Here is a 16,421-nt window from a genome sequence, read left to right on the forward strand (position 1 = left end):
GCCGCCCTGAGGTGACGCTTGAATGACGGCTGGAGGGTGACGGTATGGATTTTTGATCACCCGGTCAATTTGTGACAGCGGCCAGGCGTCGGGGTTGTGCGGCCCGCTTAGCCACCCCTGATGGCATGGGAGGGCGATCGGCATTGGACGCGCAATTCGCGGGGAGGTGGAACTGTTTGCATTGCGGCCCCTTGTTGCTAGGAAGAATGCTCAACGGGAGATGAGACCACCATGAAATGGCGCGGCCGGCAGCAGAGCTCCAATATTGATGACCGTCGCGGCCAGGGTGGCGGCGGATTTGGCGGCAGCCCGTTTGGACGAAGCAGTGGGGGTGGGTTCCGTATGCCCACCGGTGGCGGTCGGGGTGGTCGCGGCGGCATGGGCAGCCTGATCGGCATTATTGCCGTGTTGGGTATCATCTGGCTGGTGACGGGGCAGAACCCTGTCGACATGTTGATGGGGAACGCCAGCACTTCGTCCAGTTCATCGGCTCAGGCACCCGCGAGCGGCGAACCTTCTGAAATGCGCGACTTTGTCGGCGTCGTGGTCAAGGAAACCGAAGACTTGTGGGGCGAGGTTTTCGCTGCACAAAATCAGGATTACCCGGAGCCGACCGTGGTGCTTTTTACCGATCAGGTGAACACCGCCTGCGGCGCGGCCGATTCGCGGACCGGGCCATTTTACTGCCCCGGCGATCAGAAAGTTTACATCGATCTGAGCTTTTACGACCAGTTGCGTGACCAGTTCGGAGCGCCGGGGGATTTTGCCCAGGCCTATGTGCTGGCCCATGAAGTGGGGCACCACATTCAGAACATTACGGGCGTGCTGCCCGAGTTCAACCGTCGCCGCGCCAGCCTGAGCCAGGAAGAAGCCAATGCCTATTCGGTGCGGGTCGAGCTGCAGGCGGATTGCTATGCGGGCGTTTGGGCCAATTACGCCGGCCAGGAAGACCTGCTGGACAATGGCGATATTGAAGAGGCGCTGAACGCGGCTAACCAGATTGGCGATGATACGCTGCAAAAGCGCATGCAGGGCTATGCGGTGCCCAAAACGTTCAATCACGGTACTTCGGCGCAGCGAAAAACTTGGTTTGAGCGCGGCTATCGTTCTGGCAATCCCGGAGATTGTGATACGTTCTCGGGCAATGTGTAACGATACGAACTGACGGGCGGAACAGTGCTGGGAATACCTGATAGCGTAATGCCGCATGTGCGGCGCTTTGGCTTTTCGGGGGTGTTTGCCGTCGGCGTGGTGGTGGTGATGGTGTTCGGGATCAACCCGATCACCGTACTGACCGGACAAGTTGCCGAGCCCTTGCCCCATACGCCCCTCACCGCCCTTGCGGACCTTGAGACAGGCAAAGCAACGCCGGAAGATCTGGTGGATGCCGTATCGCGCGAGACCAATGGTTTCTGGGAGCGTGGCTTTCGCAGCGCAGCAGCCTTCTACCCGCCGGTGTCGCTGAGCATGGTTGAAAGCAGCCGCGAGCTGGGCTGCGGCTTGTCGGGATCAAGCATCGGGACGTTCTACTGCCCACAGAACAGCACGATCTACGTCGATATGGCCGCCTATGCGGATCTGGTCGCGGCTTATCCCGCGCAGGGACATCTGGCGCAGACCTATCTGATCGGGCTGGCCTATGGTCACCACGTTCAGAACGCCCAGGATCTGTTCGAGACTGTTAGCGCGCCTGGCCTTTCGGCAGAGGCGCGTGTGGTGCTCGAACAGCGCATGAGCGCACAGGCCGCCTGCTATACGGGAGCGTCGACCAAATGGGCTGGGCTCGACATGCTGCTCGACGATGCGGCAACCGCCAACGCGATCGCGTCGGGGCTTGCTGGCGGTGGTGATGTCACCCGGGTGCCTTCGCGTGCTGAGATGGCGTTGCCCCGCGATTTCGCGCCAGCACCCGCAGCGTTCAACAAGGCGTGGTTTGACGCTGGCTATGCCATTCCCGCCATCGGCACCTGTCGGCTGGAAAAGATCGGGCTGCCAGACTGAGCGAACGGGTGGACACGAGCGGCGTGACGAGCGATAGCGCTGCGGTCATCCCTCCTGTTCGAGCAGAGTCTTCATGATCCCGCGTCTCCTGCACTTCACCTGGAAGACCTCCGAGCTGCCCCGCGAAATGGCAGACTATTATGCCAAATGGCAGGCGTTGCATCCGGGTTGGGACATCCGGCTGTGGACTGATGACAGCATGCGCGCCTTCGTGGCGGAGAGCTATCCCGCGCTTCTGGCCACCTATGACAGCTATCCAAAAATGATCCAGCGGGCGGATGCGTTTCGCTATCTGGTGCTGGGAAAACTGGGCGGGATCTATGCCGATCTCGATGTCGAGCCGTTTGAGGCAGTAACGCCCCTGCTTGAGCATGAGGCGTTTGTCGGGATCGAGCCGCTGGAACACATCTTTCCTGATCGCACCCATCAAGGGGTGCCGCTGCTGTTCACCAATGCCTTTATGGGCTCGGTGGCCGACCACCCGCTGTGGCGCACAATCATTGCCGAACTGCCCAAGCTGGTGGGGCTGGAGACTTTCTATGCCACCGGGCCCTCAATGGTAACGGCGATGCTGCTGCGGCTGGAGCGTTCGCAGCGCCCTGTGTTTCTGTTGCCTGAGGTGTGGTCGCCGCTGCTGTCGGATGGCAAACGGACGCGGACTGATGCGCTGGTCCGCGAGATGGTTGGCGAACTGGGTACGGTAATTGGCGCAGAAGCAGGGCGACTGGTGTCGCACAAGTGGATGACCACCTGGGTGCCGTGGCATATGCGGGCCAACCGTCTGGTTGAGGTGTTGCAGGTACCCACGACCATCAAATGGTGGCTGCGGAAGCAGCAGCACCGTGCCCTGGCGGCCACGGTCATACCTGATCCGATTGAACCCTATTTTGAGCAGTCGCTCGTCCCGATAGCTGAGCGGCCTCACATACATATTGCGGTTCGGCTGGGAGAGCTGCCGCCGGCGCCCGAACTGGAGCGGGCAATTGCGGCGCTGGAGTATCCGCGAGACAAGTTGTCGGTGCGGTATTTCACGGAGGCACAAGCCGGCGGGCTCAATGCTATGCTGGCGGCGCGACCGGATGAGGCCGAATTTGTGCTGTTGGTGGACGGCGGTGTTCGTGATGTGCCGACCGACGCGCTGCTGCGCATGCTGGCCGCGCGGCAGCCTGTGGTAGCGGCGAGTTGCGTGGATGGCCAAGGGCAGAATGCCGATCCGCAGCTATTCCGCTACCGCCATGGAGGCAGCTTCAAGGTGCTCTACAAGGATGGTGGCGCTGAGGGAGCGCTGCGGCGTGATCCGGAGCATCGCGCTTATCTCAATGAGCAGAAGGTATTCACCATGCTGCCGCTGGATGGGGTGGGGGAGAGCTTTGTGCTGCTGCGCCGCGATGCTCTGGAAGCGGGCGTGGGCTTTGCCGAGACGCCGTACAAGCTTCATCTGGGCGCGGAAGCGCTGGGCATCAGGGCGCGCGACCTCGGGTTTGAGGTAGCGGGGTTGCCGCAGCTCGAAGTGGTGCGGCAGCGCTAAAAGAAAAGGCGCCTCGCGGCGCCCTTTCGAATTGATCCATCAGGCCGCTGGCGCAGCGTGCTCGGGCTTTGGCTCGAGACCCTTCTGGGCGCGGACGTGATTGAGGAAGCGCGTGAACAGATAGTGGCTGTCACGCGGGCCGGGGCTAGCCTCGGGGTGATACTGCACCGAAAAGATCGGCTTGCCATCAACGCTCAGGCCCGCATTGGACTGGTCGAACAGCGAGATGTGCGTCTCGCTAATGCCCTTGGGCAGACTGGCCTTGTCCACAGCAAAGCCATGGTTCATCGAGGTGATTTCCACCTTGCCGGTGGTCAGGTCCTTGACCGGATGATTGGCGCCGTGGTGGCCCTGATGCATCTTTGATGTGGTGGCGCCCAGCGCCAGACCCAGCAGCTGATGCCCCAGGCAGATACCAAAGACCGGCTTGCCGGTTTCCATCAGCGTCTGAATGGTGGGCACGGCATATTTGCCGGTCGCGGCTGGATCGCCGGGGCCGTTGGACAGGAAAATCCCATCTGGATTGTGCGCCATGACTTCTTCAGCGGTCGCAGTCGCGGGGACAACGGTTACCTTGGCGCCCTGATCGGCCAGGCAGCGCAGGATGTTGCGCTTGGCGCCGAAGTCGATAGCGACGACGTGGAACTCAGGTTCATCGAGCGTGCCGTAGCCCTTGTCCCACACCCAGCTGGTCTGGTCCCAGTGATAGGTCTGGGCCGTGGTGACTTCCTTGGCCAGATCGAGACCTTCAAGACCGGGAAAGGCCTTGAGTTCGGCTGCAATGGACGGCTCGTCAAACTGGCCGTCGCCGGCATGGGCGATGACGCCATTTGGCATGCCATGCTCGCGGATGCGGGCAGTCAACTCGCGGGTGTCGATGCCGGTGATGCCGATAATGTTGCGCTTCTTGAGCCAGGCATCGAGCTTCTCAGCGGCACGATAGTTGGACGGGTTGGTAATATCGGCCTTGAGCACAACGCCGCGGACGCCGGACAGCGCGGCCATGTTGACCGTCTCGATGTCTTCGTCATTGGAGCCGACATTGCCGATATGAGGGAAAGTGAAGGTGATGATCTGTCCGGCATAGGACGGATCGGTCAGCACTTCCTGATAGCCGGTCATGGCGGTATTGAAGCAGACTTCGCCAGCGGCGTGGCCGATGGCCCCGATTCCGCGGCCTTCCAGGCGCGTACCGTCTGCGAGGATCAGAACTGCGGTCGCGGGGGATTGCTGCCAGCCGGTCACGGTGGGCCTCCAAAATTGTTTTCAGGTGCTCGCGCAGCCAAACCGGAAAAGCTTCCGACTTTCCTGACCACGCGTCCGACGATGTCGATTGAGGCCTCCTATTAGAAGCCTGATCGCGGTGGCGCAAGTGGCGGCGCGGTTTGAATGTGCCTATATGGGAGCAGAAACAGTCACAACAAGAGGATCAGGCCCCATGCGCGAAGAGTTCAGCGAAGGTCTCAAGACGGCGCTCAAAGCCCGCGATCAGCGCCGCACCGCGACGCTTCGGGCCATTACGTCTGCCATCAAGGACAAGGATATCGCAATCCGGCAGGAGAATCGCGGCCCCGCCACCAATGAAGAGATTCTGACGATCGCTCAGAAAATGGTGAAGCAGCGCGAAGAGAGTTTCGCCATTTACGCCCAGGCGGGCCGGGCTGATCTGGCGACGGTAGAAAAAGAAGAGATCGATATTCTCAACGAGTTTCTGCCCAAGGGACTGAGCGAGGCAGAGGTCGATGCTGCCATCGTGGCAGCGATTGCCGCGACCGGTGCTGAGGGCCCAAAGGACATGGGCAAGGTCATCGGTCAGCTCAAGGCTGACTATCCTGGACGGATCGACTTCGGCAAGGCCAGCGGCAAGGTACGGGCGGCTCTGGCCGGCTGATCAGGCGACGCTGCGCGCAGGGCTGCCGGCGACGCGGTTTCGGCCCTGGCGTTTGGCTTTGTAGAGGGCGGTATCGGCGCGGTTGAGTACGACCGAGAAGGTTTCGCCCGCCATGGCAATGGCGACCCCGGCGCTGACGGTGGCGGGGAAACTCTCGGCCAGCAGCCGCGCCGGGTGCTGATCGAAATCTTCGCGAATGCGCTCGGCGATGGCGCGTGCTTCCTCGATACTCATCTTGGGCAGGACGGCGCAGAACTCCTCGCCGCCGATCCTTGCAATCACGTCGTTCTTGCGAACGCCGCGCTGCATGATGTTGCCGAAATGCTGGATAACGGCATCACCGGCACCATGTCCCTGCTGATCATTGATCTGCTTAAAATGGTCGATGTCGAACATCAGCACCGCAGTCTGTTCAGGCAGCTCTCCGAGACTAAAGCGATCAAACAGGGCGCGCCGGTTGAGCAGACCCGTCATGGCATCGGTCTGCGCCTCGTCGCGGTGTCGCCGGGTGACGCGTGACTGGTTCAGTGTGAGACCAAGGGCGCCCAGACCGGTCAGGCCTATAATTGCCATGATGGAATTGAAACGCTCTGCCCAGTTGTTCGGGGGGCTGACAGCACGAGATTGCCTTCGACAACCAGCGCGATGGCGCAAGCCAAGAACGACAGGCTGGTCAAGCCGAAGAGCACGACCGACACGATCATCTGAAGCGGGGATTCGCGTCTGGCCTGCCAAAAATAGCGCCCCGAAAGGGCGATGAAGACGGCGCACCAAATGTTCAGAAGAGCTGTTGCCGGGCCGGACCAGCCGAGCACAAAGGTGAGATTGGTGCTGAACATGGCAGCCAGCCAAAGCAGCAGGGTTGGCGTTCGGCGCTGACTGGCCGTGGCGAACTGAAACGACCCCAGATGGATCAGTGCCATGCCGCTGAGCAGCGGCGAGAACGCGCCGATCTGGATGGCAGTGTCATAACGACCATCGCGCAGTCCCAGCACGGCCAGGGCCACCACCACAAAGGCCATGCCGGCGGCCCAGCTCATCAGATAGTTGTCCTCACGCGCATTGAGCCAGCTGATCAGCAAGGCGATCATCAGGGCCGCGCTGGAGAAAGCAATGGCAATAAGCAAAGTGGCGTTGTCTATCACTGCGCGTCCCTCTAGTGGCCATAGGCCTCGCCAGTCATCACGTAATGCGTGATTGGAGCGAAAGAGACACGGGCAAATGACTAAATCGTTAGCATTGACCGTAAGTTGGCACGAATTCACTCAGCAGGTTGAGGTGCCCGGACGGTGGAGCGCAGCTCGAGCCAATGTGACGTAATGGCCACCAGTGTCGCCAAGACGAGAGCGCCAGCCCCGAGCAAGGGCAGGGTCCGGTAGCCATAGCCGTTCTCCAGAGCCGCTGCGCCCAGGACAGCACCAATGGCGATACCGATATTGAAGCCGGTGGGAATGAGCGAGGATGCCAGATTTGGTGCATCGCCTGCCCACGCCAGAATACGGGACTGCACCGGCGATCCAAAGGCAAAGTTGACGCCACCCCAGAGTACCACTGTGACGGCCATGGCTAGCGGATAGGGGCTGACAAGATGCAGGGCAGTGAAAGCCGCGACCTGCAGGGCCAAAATGGTTATGAGCGAGGGCATGAGCTTCCAGTCGGCAAGCCGACCACCGATAAACACGCCGATTGTCGAGCCCACCCCATACAATAGCAGGATCCAGGGCACGGTGTTGACGTCCAGCCCTGTGACTTCACGCAGCAGCGGGGCGATATAGGTGAACAGGCTGTACTGGCCGATCATCACCAGAATGACGATGATCAGCGAGGTGACGATCTGCTGGCGCCAGAGCGCCTTGAATTCGCGACGAAAGCTGCCCGTGGTGGCCGAGGCACCCGCAGTGCGGGGCAGGGCGACGGCAGTGATGAGCGTGGCCACCAGCCCCAAGGCACCTACGGCCCAGAACGTTGCGCGCCAGCCCAGGGCATTGCCGATGGCCGTGCCACCCGGCACGCCCAGAATGTTGGAGACGGTCAGGCCTGAGAGGATCAGGGCGACGGCAAAGCCGCGTTTGTCCTTGGGAACAAGGCTGACCGCAACAATGGCAGCGATGCCGAAATAGGTGCCATGGGCGAATGAGACGATGACGCGCGCGGCCATCAACAATTCAAAGCTTGGGGCCAGGGCACACAAGATCTGGCCCAGGGTGAACACGATGCCGAGCACCAGAATCAGTGTTTTGCGGGCGATCTTCTTGGTCGCCACGGCCAGCAAGGGACCACCGATTGCGATGCCGATGGCGTAGCCAGTGATCAAATATCCTGCGACGGGAATAGTGACGCCAAGCCCGGTGGCCACTTCGGGCAAAACGCCCGCAATAACAAATTCAGCCGTGCCAAAGGCGAAGGCGGCCAGAAACAGGGCAATCAGGGGCAAGAACATGGCGCATGACCGCCAAAGGCGGGCCTCGGTTGAAGCCATCTCAAACCACAGGCCGGCACATGCGGCAATCAACAAATTGCTCGTGCGCCTATAGAAAAGCTACAACGATCAATGCTTGGAAATGGCGCTGGCTCGGCTACAGTTGAGCGCGGGACAAACAGCTTTGCGGCTTTGGAGGCATATATGACGGTATCGGCTGACACGAGAAGGCGCTTTGCGCTGGCGACTGCCCTGCGGGGTATTTTCATGCTGCTGGCAGGGCTTTACGGGGTGATATGGCCGACGGAAGCACTGACCATTCTGGTGCTGGCTGGCGGCATCCTGCTGTTGATTGATGGCGTGCTGGGATTGTGGAGCCTGACATTCGGTGGTGGCAAGAGCGGTAATTACTGGTTTGACGTGGTGTCGAACGCGCTCTCGCTGGTTCTGGGCATCTTGATCCTGATCAGCCCGCTGCTGGCGACGATCTTCACCGTCACTTTCATGGCAACGCTGGTGGGTATTGCCGCGCTGGTGGTGGGGATCATGCAGATCCTGGTGATCACGCGCGAACGAGAACATTATGCGCGGATCTGGCCGGTGGTGTTGTCGGGCATTTCCTATGTGCTGCTGGGGCTGGTGTTTCTGTTTTTTCCGCTGCTCAGTGCCTCGATTGGGGTGATCTTTGGCGGTGTGCTGTTGATCATGTTCTCGTTTGGCCTGTTTGGCTGGGCCTGGCGGCTGTATCAGCGCAGCAAGGCTGGTTGATCCATGGCGAACGGGTCGGCTCCTGGCCGGTGGACCGCGGCGCGGGCGAACGCATGGTATGACCAACTGCCATGGCTGGTGGGCGCCAATTTTGTGCCCTCGACAGCGTCCAATCCCCTCGAGATGTGGCAGGCGGAAACTTTCAGCCCCGCAGTGATCAAGCGCGAGCTCGAATGGGCAGCGGGTATTGGTATGAACACGATGCGTGTGTTCCTGCATGACCTGCTGTGGCATAGCGATCAGGGAGGGTTCACCGATCGGATCAGGCACTACCTCGATATCGCGGACAGCCTGGGCATCAGCACCATGCTGGTACTGTTCGACTCGGTCTGGAACCCTGACGTGAGGCTGGGGGCGCAACCAGAGCCGGTGCCGGCGGTGCACAATTCGCAATGGGTACAAGGGCCAGGACGTGCTCTGGCCGACCCAAGCCAGTATGGTCGACTTCAGGACTATGTTGAGGGTGTGGTCGGCACGTTTGCCAATGATGAGCGGGTGCTGGTGTGGGACGTATGGAACGAGCCCAGCAATCTCAATGGCGGGCGCTTTGATGAACTGGACAATAAAGTAGAGCTCATCAGCCAATTGCTGCCGCAGGTTTTTGACTGGGCGCGCAATGCCGGGCCGAGTCAGCCGCTGACCTCGGGTGTCTGGACCGGTCGAACGCTCTATGACGATCCTCATGCGCGCATCCAGATCGAGAATTCCGACGTCGTGAGTTTTCACGATTATCAGGTGCCGGAGCGTTTTGAGGCCAAGCTGCGGGAGTTGCCCAGGGACCGCCCCCTGTTCCTGACCGAGTTCATGGCGCGCACGCCGGGCAGCACGTTTGAGGGCATCCTGCCGATCGCCAAACGGGAGCGAATCGCCAGCTATTGCTGGGGACTCGTAGCCGGACGGTCGCAGACGCTCTATCCATGGGATAGCTGGACCCGGTCCTATCTGGATGCGCCGCCTGACCCGTGGTTCCACGATGTATTCCACACGGATGGCAAGCCCTACCGTGCCGAGGAAACCGCATTGCTGCGGCAGATCACCGGGCGCGGCCAGCCAGACTGATCAGCGATAGACGACGGCGATGCCGGCGACGTTGTCGTCCTGCCGATAAATTTTTGCGGTACCGGGCACGCTCAGTTCAATATTGCCAAAACCGTCCCAGCGCGGCGCCAGATCGGCATCGGCGCCAATGGAGACAAAGCTCGCCGCATCTTCGGGGAGGCTGTCGCCCGCCGGGATCAGGGCTGCCTGGGTGTTGGGGCCGGTATCGGGACCGCAGGTGCGCGAGAAGACCACCAGATCAAAAGCGCCGTCTGGCGCCGTCAGTCGAAGGGTTTCAATGGTGCTGCACGAGGGCAGAAACCCGGCGGTCAGCCAGAGCAGGGCACCCACCAGCAACGCAGGCAGGGTGGTGAACAGCACCAGATTGAGAAATCGAAACTTGTTGGTGATGGCCACTAAAACGTCCATGCTGTGGATAAGATCATGGCCCGTGACTCGGACCCTGGGAATGCTTATCTAACACCTCATGCGCTTTTCCGATCAGTTTCTGGATGAGATCCGTCAACGCCTGCCGATAACGCAGGTGGTCGGCGAACACGTCATGTGGGACAAGCGCAAAAGCCAGCCGGGCAAGGGCGACATGTGGGCCTGCTGCCCGTTTCATGGCGAAAAAAGCCCCAGCTTCCATGCTGATGATCGGCGCGGAATCTATCACTGCTTTGGCTGTGGGGTGTCGGGCGACCATTTCCGGTTCCTGACCGAAAAGGCCGGTCTGAGCTTTCCCGAGGCCGTCGAACGACTGGCCGAGATGGCCGGTGTGCCGATGCCAGCGCGCGATGAGCGCCAGGAAAAGCGGGCCGCCGAGCGCAAGTCGCTGACCGATGTGATGGAGCTGGCGACCAAGTATTTCGAGGCCGCGCTGAGCCACAATATCGGGGCGCGGGCACGCGGCTATCTTTTGGAGCGTGGCGTGTCGGCTCAGAGTCAGTCGCGGTTTCGGATCGGTTTTGCGCCTGATAGTCGCAACGGGCTCAAGGAGCATCTGGCAGCCAATGGCGTGTCGGCGCAGGACATGATCGACACCGGGCTGGTGGCGGTGCGTGAGAATGACCCGATGCCCTATGATCGGTTCCGCAACCGGGTGATGTTCCCGATCACCGATTTCCGCGGCAAGGTGATCGCCTTTGGCGGGCGGGCACTGTCGGCCGATGTGCCGGCCAAGTATCTCAACTCGCCCGAGACCGAACTGTTTCACAAGCGGCAGACGCTCTATAACGGCCAGACCGCGCGGCAGGCAGCACGCGATGGCGGCACGGTGGTGGTGGTCGAAGGCTATCTCGATGTGATCGCGGCGGTGGCGGCGGGCTTTGAAGGCACTGTGGCGCCGCTGGGTACCGCGCTGACTGAAGAGCATCTGCAATTGCTGTGGCGGATGAGCCCGGACCCCGTGCTGTGCTTTGACGGTGACAAAGCGGGGCAGAAGGCCGCCGAGCGTTCCGCGGATATGGTGATCCCACACCTCAAGCCGGGCTTTACAGTGCGGATCGCGACGCTGCCCGAGGGGCAGGACCCCGATGATCTGATCAAGTCGCAGGGGCGTGGGGCCTTTGCCGATGTGCTGGACCGGGCGCGCAGCCTGTCCGATGTGATCTGGAGCATGGAAACTGGCGGGTTGGTGCCCGAAACGCCCGAGGCGCGGGCTGCTTTGCAGGCGCGACTGCGGGAGCGCGCCAATTTGATCCAGGATTCTGTCGGTGCGGTTTCACTATTCGCAGGCGTTTGACGAGAAGCTGCGGGCGTTTCTGGCACCGGTGCGTCAGAACCGGTTCGAACCGCGCAATGGCCAGCAGCGCTATGGTCAAAGCGGTGCCTATGGCTATCCGGGCCGGGGGACGCCCAAGCTGGTGGTGTCCGATACGCTGCGCAATTCGCGCCTGCTCAAACCAGGCTCGGTAGCGGATGCGACCCCCGCGAGGCTGCGATCATCCTCAGCCTGGTCAATCACCCCGCACTGGTGGAAGACAGTTTTGAGCCGCTGGCCAATCTGGACTTCGAGACGCCGGCTGCCCAAAAGGTGATGAGCGAGATTCTCAGTCTTGTGGTGCGCCACCATGATATCTCGGCCGATGATCTGCGGGCGGCGCTGGGGGTGCGGGGACACGGTCCCGCGATCGCCCGTATGGCGGATGTGCTGGCGCGACAGGGGGTCTGGCAGATTGCTTCAGAGATCGCTCTGGCAGATGCCCAGACCGGATTGAGTCATGCCTTGGCCTTGCATAACAAGAAAGTTCAGCTAAATAGAGAGCTTAAAGCAGCCGAAGCAGCGCTGGGCGAAGACCCGAGCGAAGAAACCTTTGAAAGGCTGCGAGACATCAAGAACCAGATTACCACTGTCGATGGCACAGAGGCATTGATCGAAGGATTTGGTTCGTTATCGGGGCGCGCGACACGCAGTTTTTAGAGATTTTCTCTAAAAGCGGGCGCGTACGCGCGATTTCGCATATGATTTGTGCGAAGTTTCGAGGCGGACCAGGTCACAAAAGGCGTAACGCCTGAGTGACTGACCTTTACCTTGCTTTGAGGTGTCACCACTTAAAGCCTTATTCGGACCCGAGCGCTGACGGGTTCCGACGGAGTACCAGATGGCCACCAAGGCAGCTACCAAAACGACCAAAGACAATGAGAAGCCGGAATCCGGCGCCCCCGAGGCGACGACAAACGATAGCCCGCTTCTCGATCTTTCCGATGCCGCGGTCAAAAAGCTCATCAAAGTCGCCAAGAAGCGCGGCTATGTGACCTATGAAGAGCTGAATGCAGTGATGCCTTCAGACGAGGTCAGCTCCGAGCAGATCGAAGATTTCATGTCGATGTTCTCGGACATGGGCATCAATGTCGTCGATGAAGACGAGGTTGAAGAGACCGAAGTCGAAAAAGACGAAGAAGATCAGGGCCAGGAAGTTGCTCCCGCCACCGGGACGGCTGTCGCGAGCACATCGAACGCCAAGTCCGGTTCAGATCGCACCGACGATCCGGTGCGCATGTATCTGCGCGAAATGGGCTCGGTCGAACTGCTCAGCCGCGAGGGCGAAATTGCCATCGCCAAGCGCATCGAGGCTGGTCGCGAGACCATGATCGAAGGGCTTTGTGAAAGCCCGCTGACCTTCCAGGCCATCATTATCTGGCGCGACCAGCTCGCCGAAGGCGAAATTCTGCTGCGCGACATTATTGATCTTGAAGCTACCTATGCTGGTCCGGACGCCAAGCAGGCCGCGCCTGTGCCGGACATGGCAACCCTGATTGCGCCGAAGTCGGCTGAAGCGACGGCCGAGAAGATCAAGGCCGCAACACCGCGCCGCTCGACCAACGAGAATGGCGAGTATGTGCCGGAAGAGCCCAAGGCTCCCGAAGATCCAGCACCCGATGATGATGACGATGAGTTCGAAAACGCGCTGTCGCTGTCGGCGATGGAAGCCGAGCTCAAGCCACAGGTCGTTGAGACGTTTGATCGGATCGCTACCGCCTATGGCAAGATGCGCGAAATCCAGGACCGCAATGCGCAGGATCTGGGTGCTGTCGTCAGCGATGCTGATCGCAAGAAGATCGACGGTTTCCGTGCCGAAGTGATTGCCGATGTGAAGTCGCTGGCGCTCAACAATGGCCGTATCGAAAATCTGGTCGAGCAGCTTTACGACATCAACAAGCGTCTGGTGAAGCTTGAGGGTCGTCTGCTGCGCCTGGCTGAGAGCTATGGCGTCAAGCGCGAGAAATTCCTCGAGAGCTATTATGGCCAGGAAGTGAACCCGGCCTGGGAAGCCAATCTTGCTGATTTCGATGGCAAGGGCTGGGGCGAGTTTGCCAAGCGCGAAGTCGACACCATCCGCGAAATCCGTGGTGATGTGGCGACGCTGGCGACTGAAGCCGGTCTGAACATCGGCGAGTATCGCCGCATTGTGCACAAGGTTCAGAAGGGCGAGCGCGAAGCTGCAATCGCCAAGAAGGAAATGGTGGAAGCCAACCTTCGTCTGGTGATCTCGATTGCCAAGAAATACACGAACCGCGGTCTGCAGTTCCTGGATCTGATTCAGGAAGGCAATATCGGCCTGATGAAGGCCGTCGATAAGTTCGAATATCGTCGTGGCTACAAGTTCTCGACCTATGCGACCTGGTGGATCCGCCAGGCAATCACCCGTTCGATCGCCGATCAGGCGCGCACTATTCGTATTCCTGTGCACATGATCGAGACGATCAACAAGATCGTGCGGACATCGCGTCAGATGCTGCATGAAATCGGTCGCGAGCCGACTCCTGAGGAGCTCAGCGAAAAGCTGCAGATGCCTTTGGACAAGGTTCGCAAGGTGCTCAAGATTGCCAAGGAGCCAATCTCGCTCGAAACGCCGATCGGCGACGAGGAAGATTCGAACCTGGGCGATTTCATTCAGGACGTGAATGCAACCCAGCCCATCGACGCGGCGATCCAGAGCAATCTGCGTGAAACCACGACCCGTGTGCTGGCCTCGCTGACACCACGCGAAGAGCGCGTGCTGCGCATGCGCTTCGGCATCGGCATGAACACTGACCATACGCTCGAAGAAGTCGGCCAGCAGTTCTCGGTGACCCGCGAGCGCATTCGTCAGATTGAGGCCAAGGCATTGCGCAAGCTCAAGCACCCCAGCAGGAGCCGCAAGCTTCGCAGCTTCCTGGACAACTAATCTGTAAGGGCCGCGAAAGCGGCCCTTGTCTTGTGGTGTGCGAATTGCCGCTGGCGGTATGGTCGGATAGGTTGCGCGAATCTAACCGGGAAGAGTTTGCGCTGATGCAGCAAGGCAGTACTGAACCAGCCAAACGCCTCAAAGTCAGTGCGATCAGGGCCATCGTCCCGTTCAAACTAGTGGTAAGCTTTACCGATGGCTCATCGGGGACGTTTGATGCGGCGCCGATGATCGGGGAACGCGGTGAAGGCACTGAGCCCTTGCGTGACCGACGCTTTTTCGGTTCGGTTGAACTGGCCAATGGCGTGCCAACCTGGCCGAACCACTTCGATATCTCGCCAGACTGGCTGCGCGAGGAAATGGAAAAACGCGGCGACTTGCGATTGCCGCTGCCGGTGCGCCACAGGCGCTGATCTGGCTGCAAGAGGAGACGAAACCATGTCGTTCTGGAAAAATCTGTTTGGCGGTGGTGCATCCAGTGCCGAGCCTGCCGGCGACAAGGTGCTGGGCGAAGAAGGCCATAAGGGCTTTCTGATCAAGGCCATTGAAATGAAGGCCGGCAGTGAATTGCAGCTGGCCGGGACCATCGAGAAAGAGATCGATGGCGAACTCAAGACGTATCGTTTTGTCCGTGCCGATCGCATGACCTCGCGTGATGATCTTGTTGCTCTGGCGCTGTCCAAGGGCAAACAGATCATCGACGAGCAGGGCGAGCAGATCTTTAATTAAGCCGACCACCGCAGAAATTTTGGCGCAGATGCCCAGTCCAGCGGACCGCAAGGTTCGCGGGTGGCTCTGCCCCGCACAGGAGTAAAGACCATGGCCAGAAAGCCCACCGCGCGCAGCGAATTCGTGATGTTTGACGTCGTCTATGAAGACGGCAGCCAGCGCTCCAACCGCAAGGTTGATGCCAGCCTGCTGGGTGGCCTGGACGGGGATGAACCCGCCAAGGCCGCGATCGAAGAGCAGGATCGCGCCATTTCCGAGAAGTCGGGCATGCCGCCGCTTGAGATCAAGTCGCTCAAGCGCTCGGGGAAGTAGTTCCCAACGCCTTGTCCACGGCCGGTTTGACGACGGTGCCGTAAAGCTCGATGGCTTTCATGACCTTTTCATGGGGCAGGGTACCGACGCTGAGTTGCAGGCCGAAGCGGTCGTGTTTGAACAATTCGTGCTGGGCGAGGATCTTGTCGATGATCTGCTGCGGCGACCCCATGAAATAGGCGCCTTCGGGAGCTGCACCTGCCTCGAACTGGGCGCGCGTTGTGGGTGGCCAGCCGCGTTCCTTGCCAATGCGGTTCATTGCTTCGCTATGGGCTGGATACGCCATATCACGGGCGTCCTGGCTGTCAGCGGCAATGAAGCCGTGTGAGCTGATGCCAACGGGCATCACAGTGACGTCGCGACCGACCTTGGTGGCCGTTTCACGATAGAAATCGACCAGTGGCGCAAACTGGCGTGGCTGGCCACCAATGATGGCGATCATCAGGGGCAGGCCGTGATAGGCCGCCCGGGCCACAGAATTGGGTGTGCCGCCAACCGCGATCCAGAGTGGAATGGGTTGTTGAACGGGCACCGGATAGACCGCGATGCCAGGAATAGGCCTGGTGTGTTCTGTGCCCTCCCAGGTGACAGGACCACCCTGTCGTAGCTTGAGCAGCAGATCGAGCTTTTCTTCAAACAGGGCGTCATAATTCTTCAAATCAAGCCCGAAGAGCGGAAAGCTCTCGATGAATGAGCCGCGCCCGGCCATGATCTCGGCCCGACCATTGCTGAGAAGATCGAGCGTGGCGAACTGCTGGTAGACGCGGATCGGGTCTTCGGAGCTCAGAACGGTGACGGCAGTGGAAAGCCGGATTGATTTGGTGCGCGCAGCTGCGGCAGCCAGAATGGTCAGTGGTGCCGATGCGACGAAGTCCGGGCGGTGGTGTTCGCCAAGGCCGTAAAATGACAGGCCGAGCTGGTCGGCCAGTTCAACTTCCTCAAGCAGATCTGCGAGCCGGTCGGCCGGACTTTGCAGCGCGCCGCCGTTGAGTGGATCGGGTGTATTTTCAGCAAAGGAATAAAGGCCAAGTTCCATGATGCACCTGTTGCGTTGGCGACAGACAT

At 60.2% G+C, this 16,421-nt stretch carries 16 protein-coding genes and 1 pseudogene; 11 read left to right on the top strand and 6 right to left on the bottom strand.

Annotated elements, in window-relative coordinates:
* The first annotated feature begins 231 nt into the window (after positions 1-231).
* The 3 genes from ypfJ to AC0L37_RS03985 all read left to right on the top strand — a co-directional run bounded on the left by ypfJ (position 232) and on the right by AC0L37_RS03985 (position 3,529).
* Positions 232-1,152, top strand: coding sequence for a KPN_02809 family neutral zinc metallopeptidase (ypfJ, locus tag AC0L37_RS03975; protein WP_282221946.1), 921 nt, complete (start codon positions 232-234; stop codon positions 1,150-1,152).
* Positions 1,153-1,200: 48 nt separating this feature from the next.
* A complete protein-coding gene (locus AC0L37_RS03980) occupies positions 1,201-2,001 on the top strand; it encodes a neutral zinc metallopeptidase (RefSeq protein WP_473314364.1) in 801 nt (266 codons plus the stop codon).
* 73 nt (positions 2,002-2,074) lie between these two features.
* On the top strand, positions 2,075-3,529 hold the full coding sequence (locus AC0L37_RS03985; protein ID WP_282221944.1) for a glycosyltransferase family 32 protein: 1,455 nt from the start codon (positions 2,075-2,077) through the stop codon (positions 3,527-3,529).
* A 39-nt stretch (positions 3,530-3,568) separates the two neighbouring features.
* On the opposite strand, the gene carA is transcribed toward AC0L37_RS03985, so the two are convergent.
* Entirely contained in the window at positions 3,569-4,774 is a 1,206-nt protein-coding gene (gene carA, locus AC0L37_RS03990) for a glutamine-hydrolyzing carbamoyl-phosphate synthase small subunit (protein ID WP_212657148.1), read from the bottom strand.
* 193 nt (positions 4,775-4,967) lie between these two features.
* On the opposite strand from carA, the gene AC0L37_RS03995 reads away from it, so the two are divergent.
* Positions 4,968-5,420 carry a GatB/YqeY domain-containing protein gene (locus AC0L37_RS03995; RefSeq protein WP_282221943.1) on the top strand — a complete coding sequence of 151 codons (453 nt, stop codon included), beginning with the start codon at positions 4,968-4,970 and terminating at the stop codon, positions 5,418-5,420.
* On the opposite strand, the gene AC0L37_RS04000 is transcribed toward AC0L37_RS03995, so the two are convergent.
* The 3 genes from AC0L37_RS04000 to AC0L37_RS04010 all read right to left on the bottom strand — a co-directional run bounded on the left by AC0L37_RS04000 (position 5,421) and on the right by AC0L37_RS04010 (position 7,860).
* A complete protein-coding gene (locus tag AC0L37_RS04000) occupies positions 5,421-5,993 on the bottom strand; it encodes a GGDEF domain-containing protein (protein WP_282221942.1) in 573 nt (190 codons plus the stop codon). It lies immediately after the preceding gene.
* On the bottom strand, positions 5,981-6,565 hold the full coding sequence (locus AC0L37_RS04005) for a hypothetical protein (RefSeq protein ID WP_282221941.1): 585 nt from the start codon (positions 6,563-6,565) through the stop codon (positions 5,981-5,983). The genes AC0L37_RS04000 and AC0L37_RS04005 overlap by 13 nt, the downstream gene beginning before the upstream one ends.
* A gap of 116 nt (positions 6,566-6,681) precedes the next feature.
* Complete coding sequence (locus AC0L37_RS04010) at positions 6,682-7,860, bottom strand: MFS transporter (protein WP_282221940.1); 1,179 nt, start codon at positions 7,858-7,860, stop codon at positions 6,682-6,684.
* Between the two features lie 183 nt (positions 7,861-8,043).
* Between AC0L37_RS04010 and AC0L37_RS04015 the strand changes: the two genes are divergently transcribed.
* Positions 8,044-8,607 (top strand): HdeD family acid-resistance protein, encoded by a 564-nt coding sequence (locus AC0L37_RS04015; protein WP_282221939.1) that lies wholly within the window; start codon positions 8,044-8,046, stop codon positions 8,605-8,607.
* A 93-nt stretch (positions 8,608-8,700) separates the two neighbouring features.
* On the top strand, positions 8,701-9,666 hold the full coding sequence (locus tag AC0L37_RS04020) for a cellulase family glycosylhydrolase (protein WP_282221938.1): 966 nt from the start codon (positions 8,701-8,703) through the stop codon (positions 9,664-9,666).
* On the opposite strand, the gene AC0L37_RS04025 is transcribed toward AC0L37_RS04020, so the two are convergent.
* Positions 9,667-10,062 (bottom strand): hypothetical protein, encoded by a 396-nt coding sequence (locus AC0L37_RS04025; RefSeq protein WP_282221937.1) that lies wholly within the window; start codon positions 10,060-10,062, stop codon positions 9,667-9,669.
* Between the two features lie 70 nt (positions 10,063-10,132).
* Between AC0L37_RS04025 and dnaG the strand changes: the two are divergent.
* The 5 genes and pseudogenes from dnaG (at position 10,133) to AC0L37_RS04050 (ending at position 15,356) form a co-directional block, all read left to right on the top strand.
* Positions 10,133-12,067 (top strand): annotated as a pseudogene (gene dnaG / locus AC0L37_RS04030) (DNA primase).
* 181 nt (positions 12,068-12,248) lie between these two features.
* The gene (gene rpoD / locus AC0L37_RS04035) at positions 12,249-14,315 is read left to right on the top strand and encodes an RNA polymerase sigma factor RpoD (RefSeq protein ID WP_212657156.1); all 2,067 of its coding nucleotides are present in this window, start codon (positions 12,249-12,251) and stop codon (positions 14,313-14,315) included.
* 104 nt (positions 14,316-14,419) lie between these two features.
* On the top strand, positions 14,420-14,728 hold the full coding sequence (locus tag AC0L37_RS04040; protein WP_282221936.1) for a DUF2442 domain-containing protein: 309 nt from the start codon (positions 14,420-14,422) through the stop codon (positions 14,726-14,728).
* A gap of 25 nt (positions 14,729-14,753) precedes the next feature.
* Positions 14,754-15,044 carry an HlyU family transcriptional regulator gene (locus tag AC0L37_RS04045; protein WP_212657158.1) on the top strand — a complete coding sequence of 97 codons (291 nt, stop codon included), beginning with the start codon at positions 14,754-14,756 and terminating at the stop codon, positions 15,042-15,044.
* A gap of 90 nt (positions 15,045-15,134) precedes the next feature.
* Positions 15,135-15,356 carry a hypothetical protein gene (locus AC0L37_RS04050; RefSeq protein ID WP_212657159.1) on the top strand — a complete coding sequence of 74 codons (222 nt, stop codon included), beginning with the start codon at positions 15,135-15,137 and terminating at the stop codon, positions 15,354-15,356.
* Here AC0L37_RS04050 and AC0L37_RS04055 read toward each other — a convergent pair.
* Positions 15,337-16,392, bottom strand: a complete 1,056-nt coding sequence (locus AC0L37_RS04055) for an LLM class flavin-dependent oxidoreductase (protein WP_282221935.1) — start codon at positions 16,390-16,392, stop codon at positions 15,337-15,339. The two genes, AC0L37_RS04050 and AC0L37_RS04055, sit on opposite strands and share 20 nt — an antisense overlap.
* Between the last annotated feature and the right edge of the window lie 29 nt (positions 16,393-16,421).

The sequence above is a fragment of the Devosia sp. J2-20 genome, from assembly GCF_055808475.1.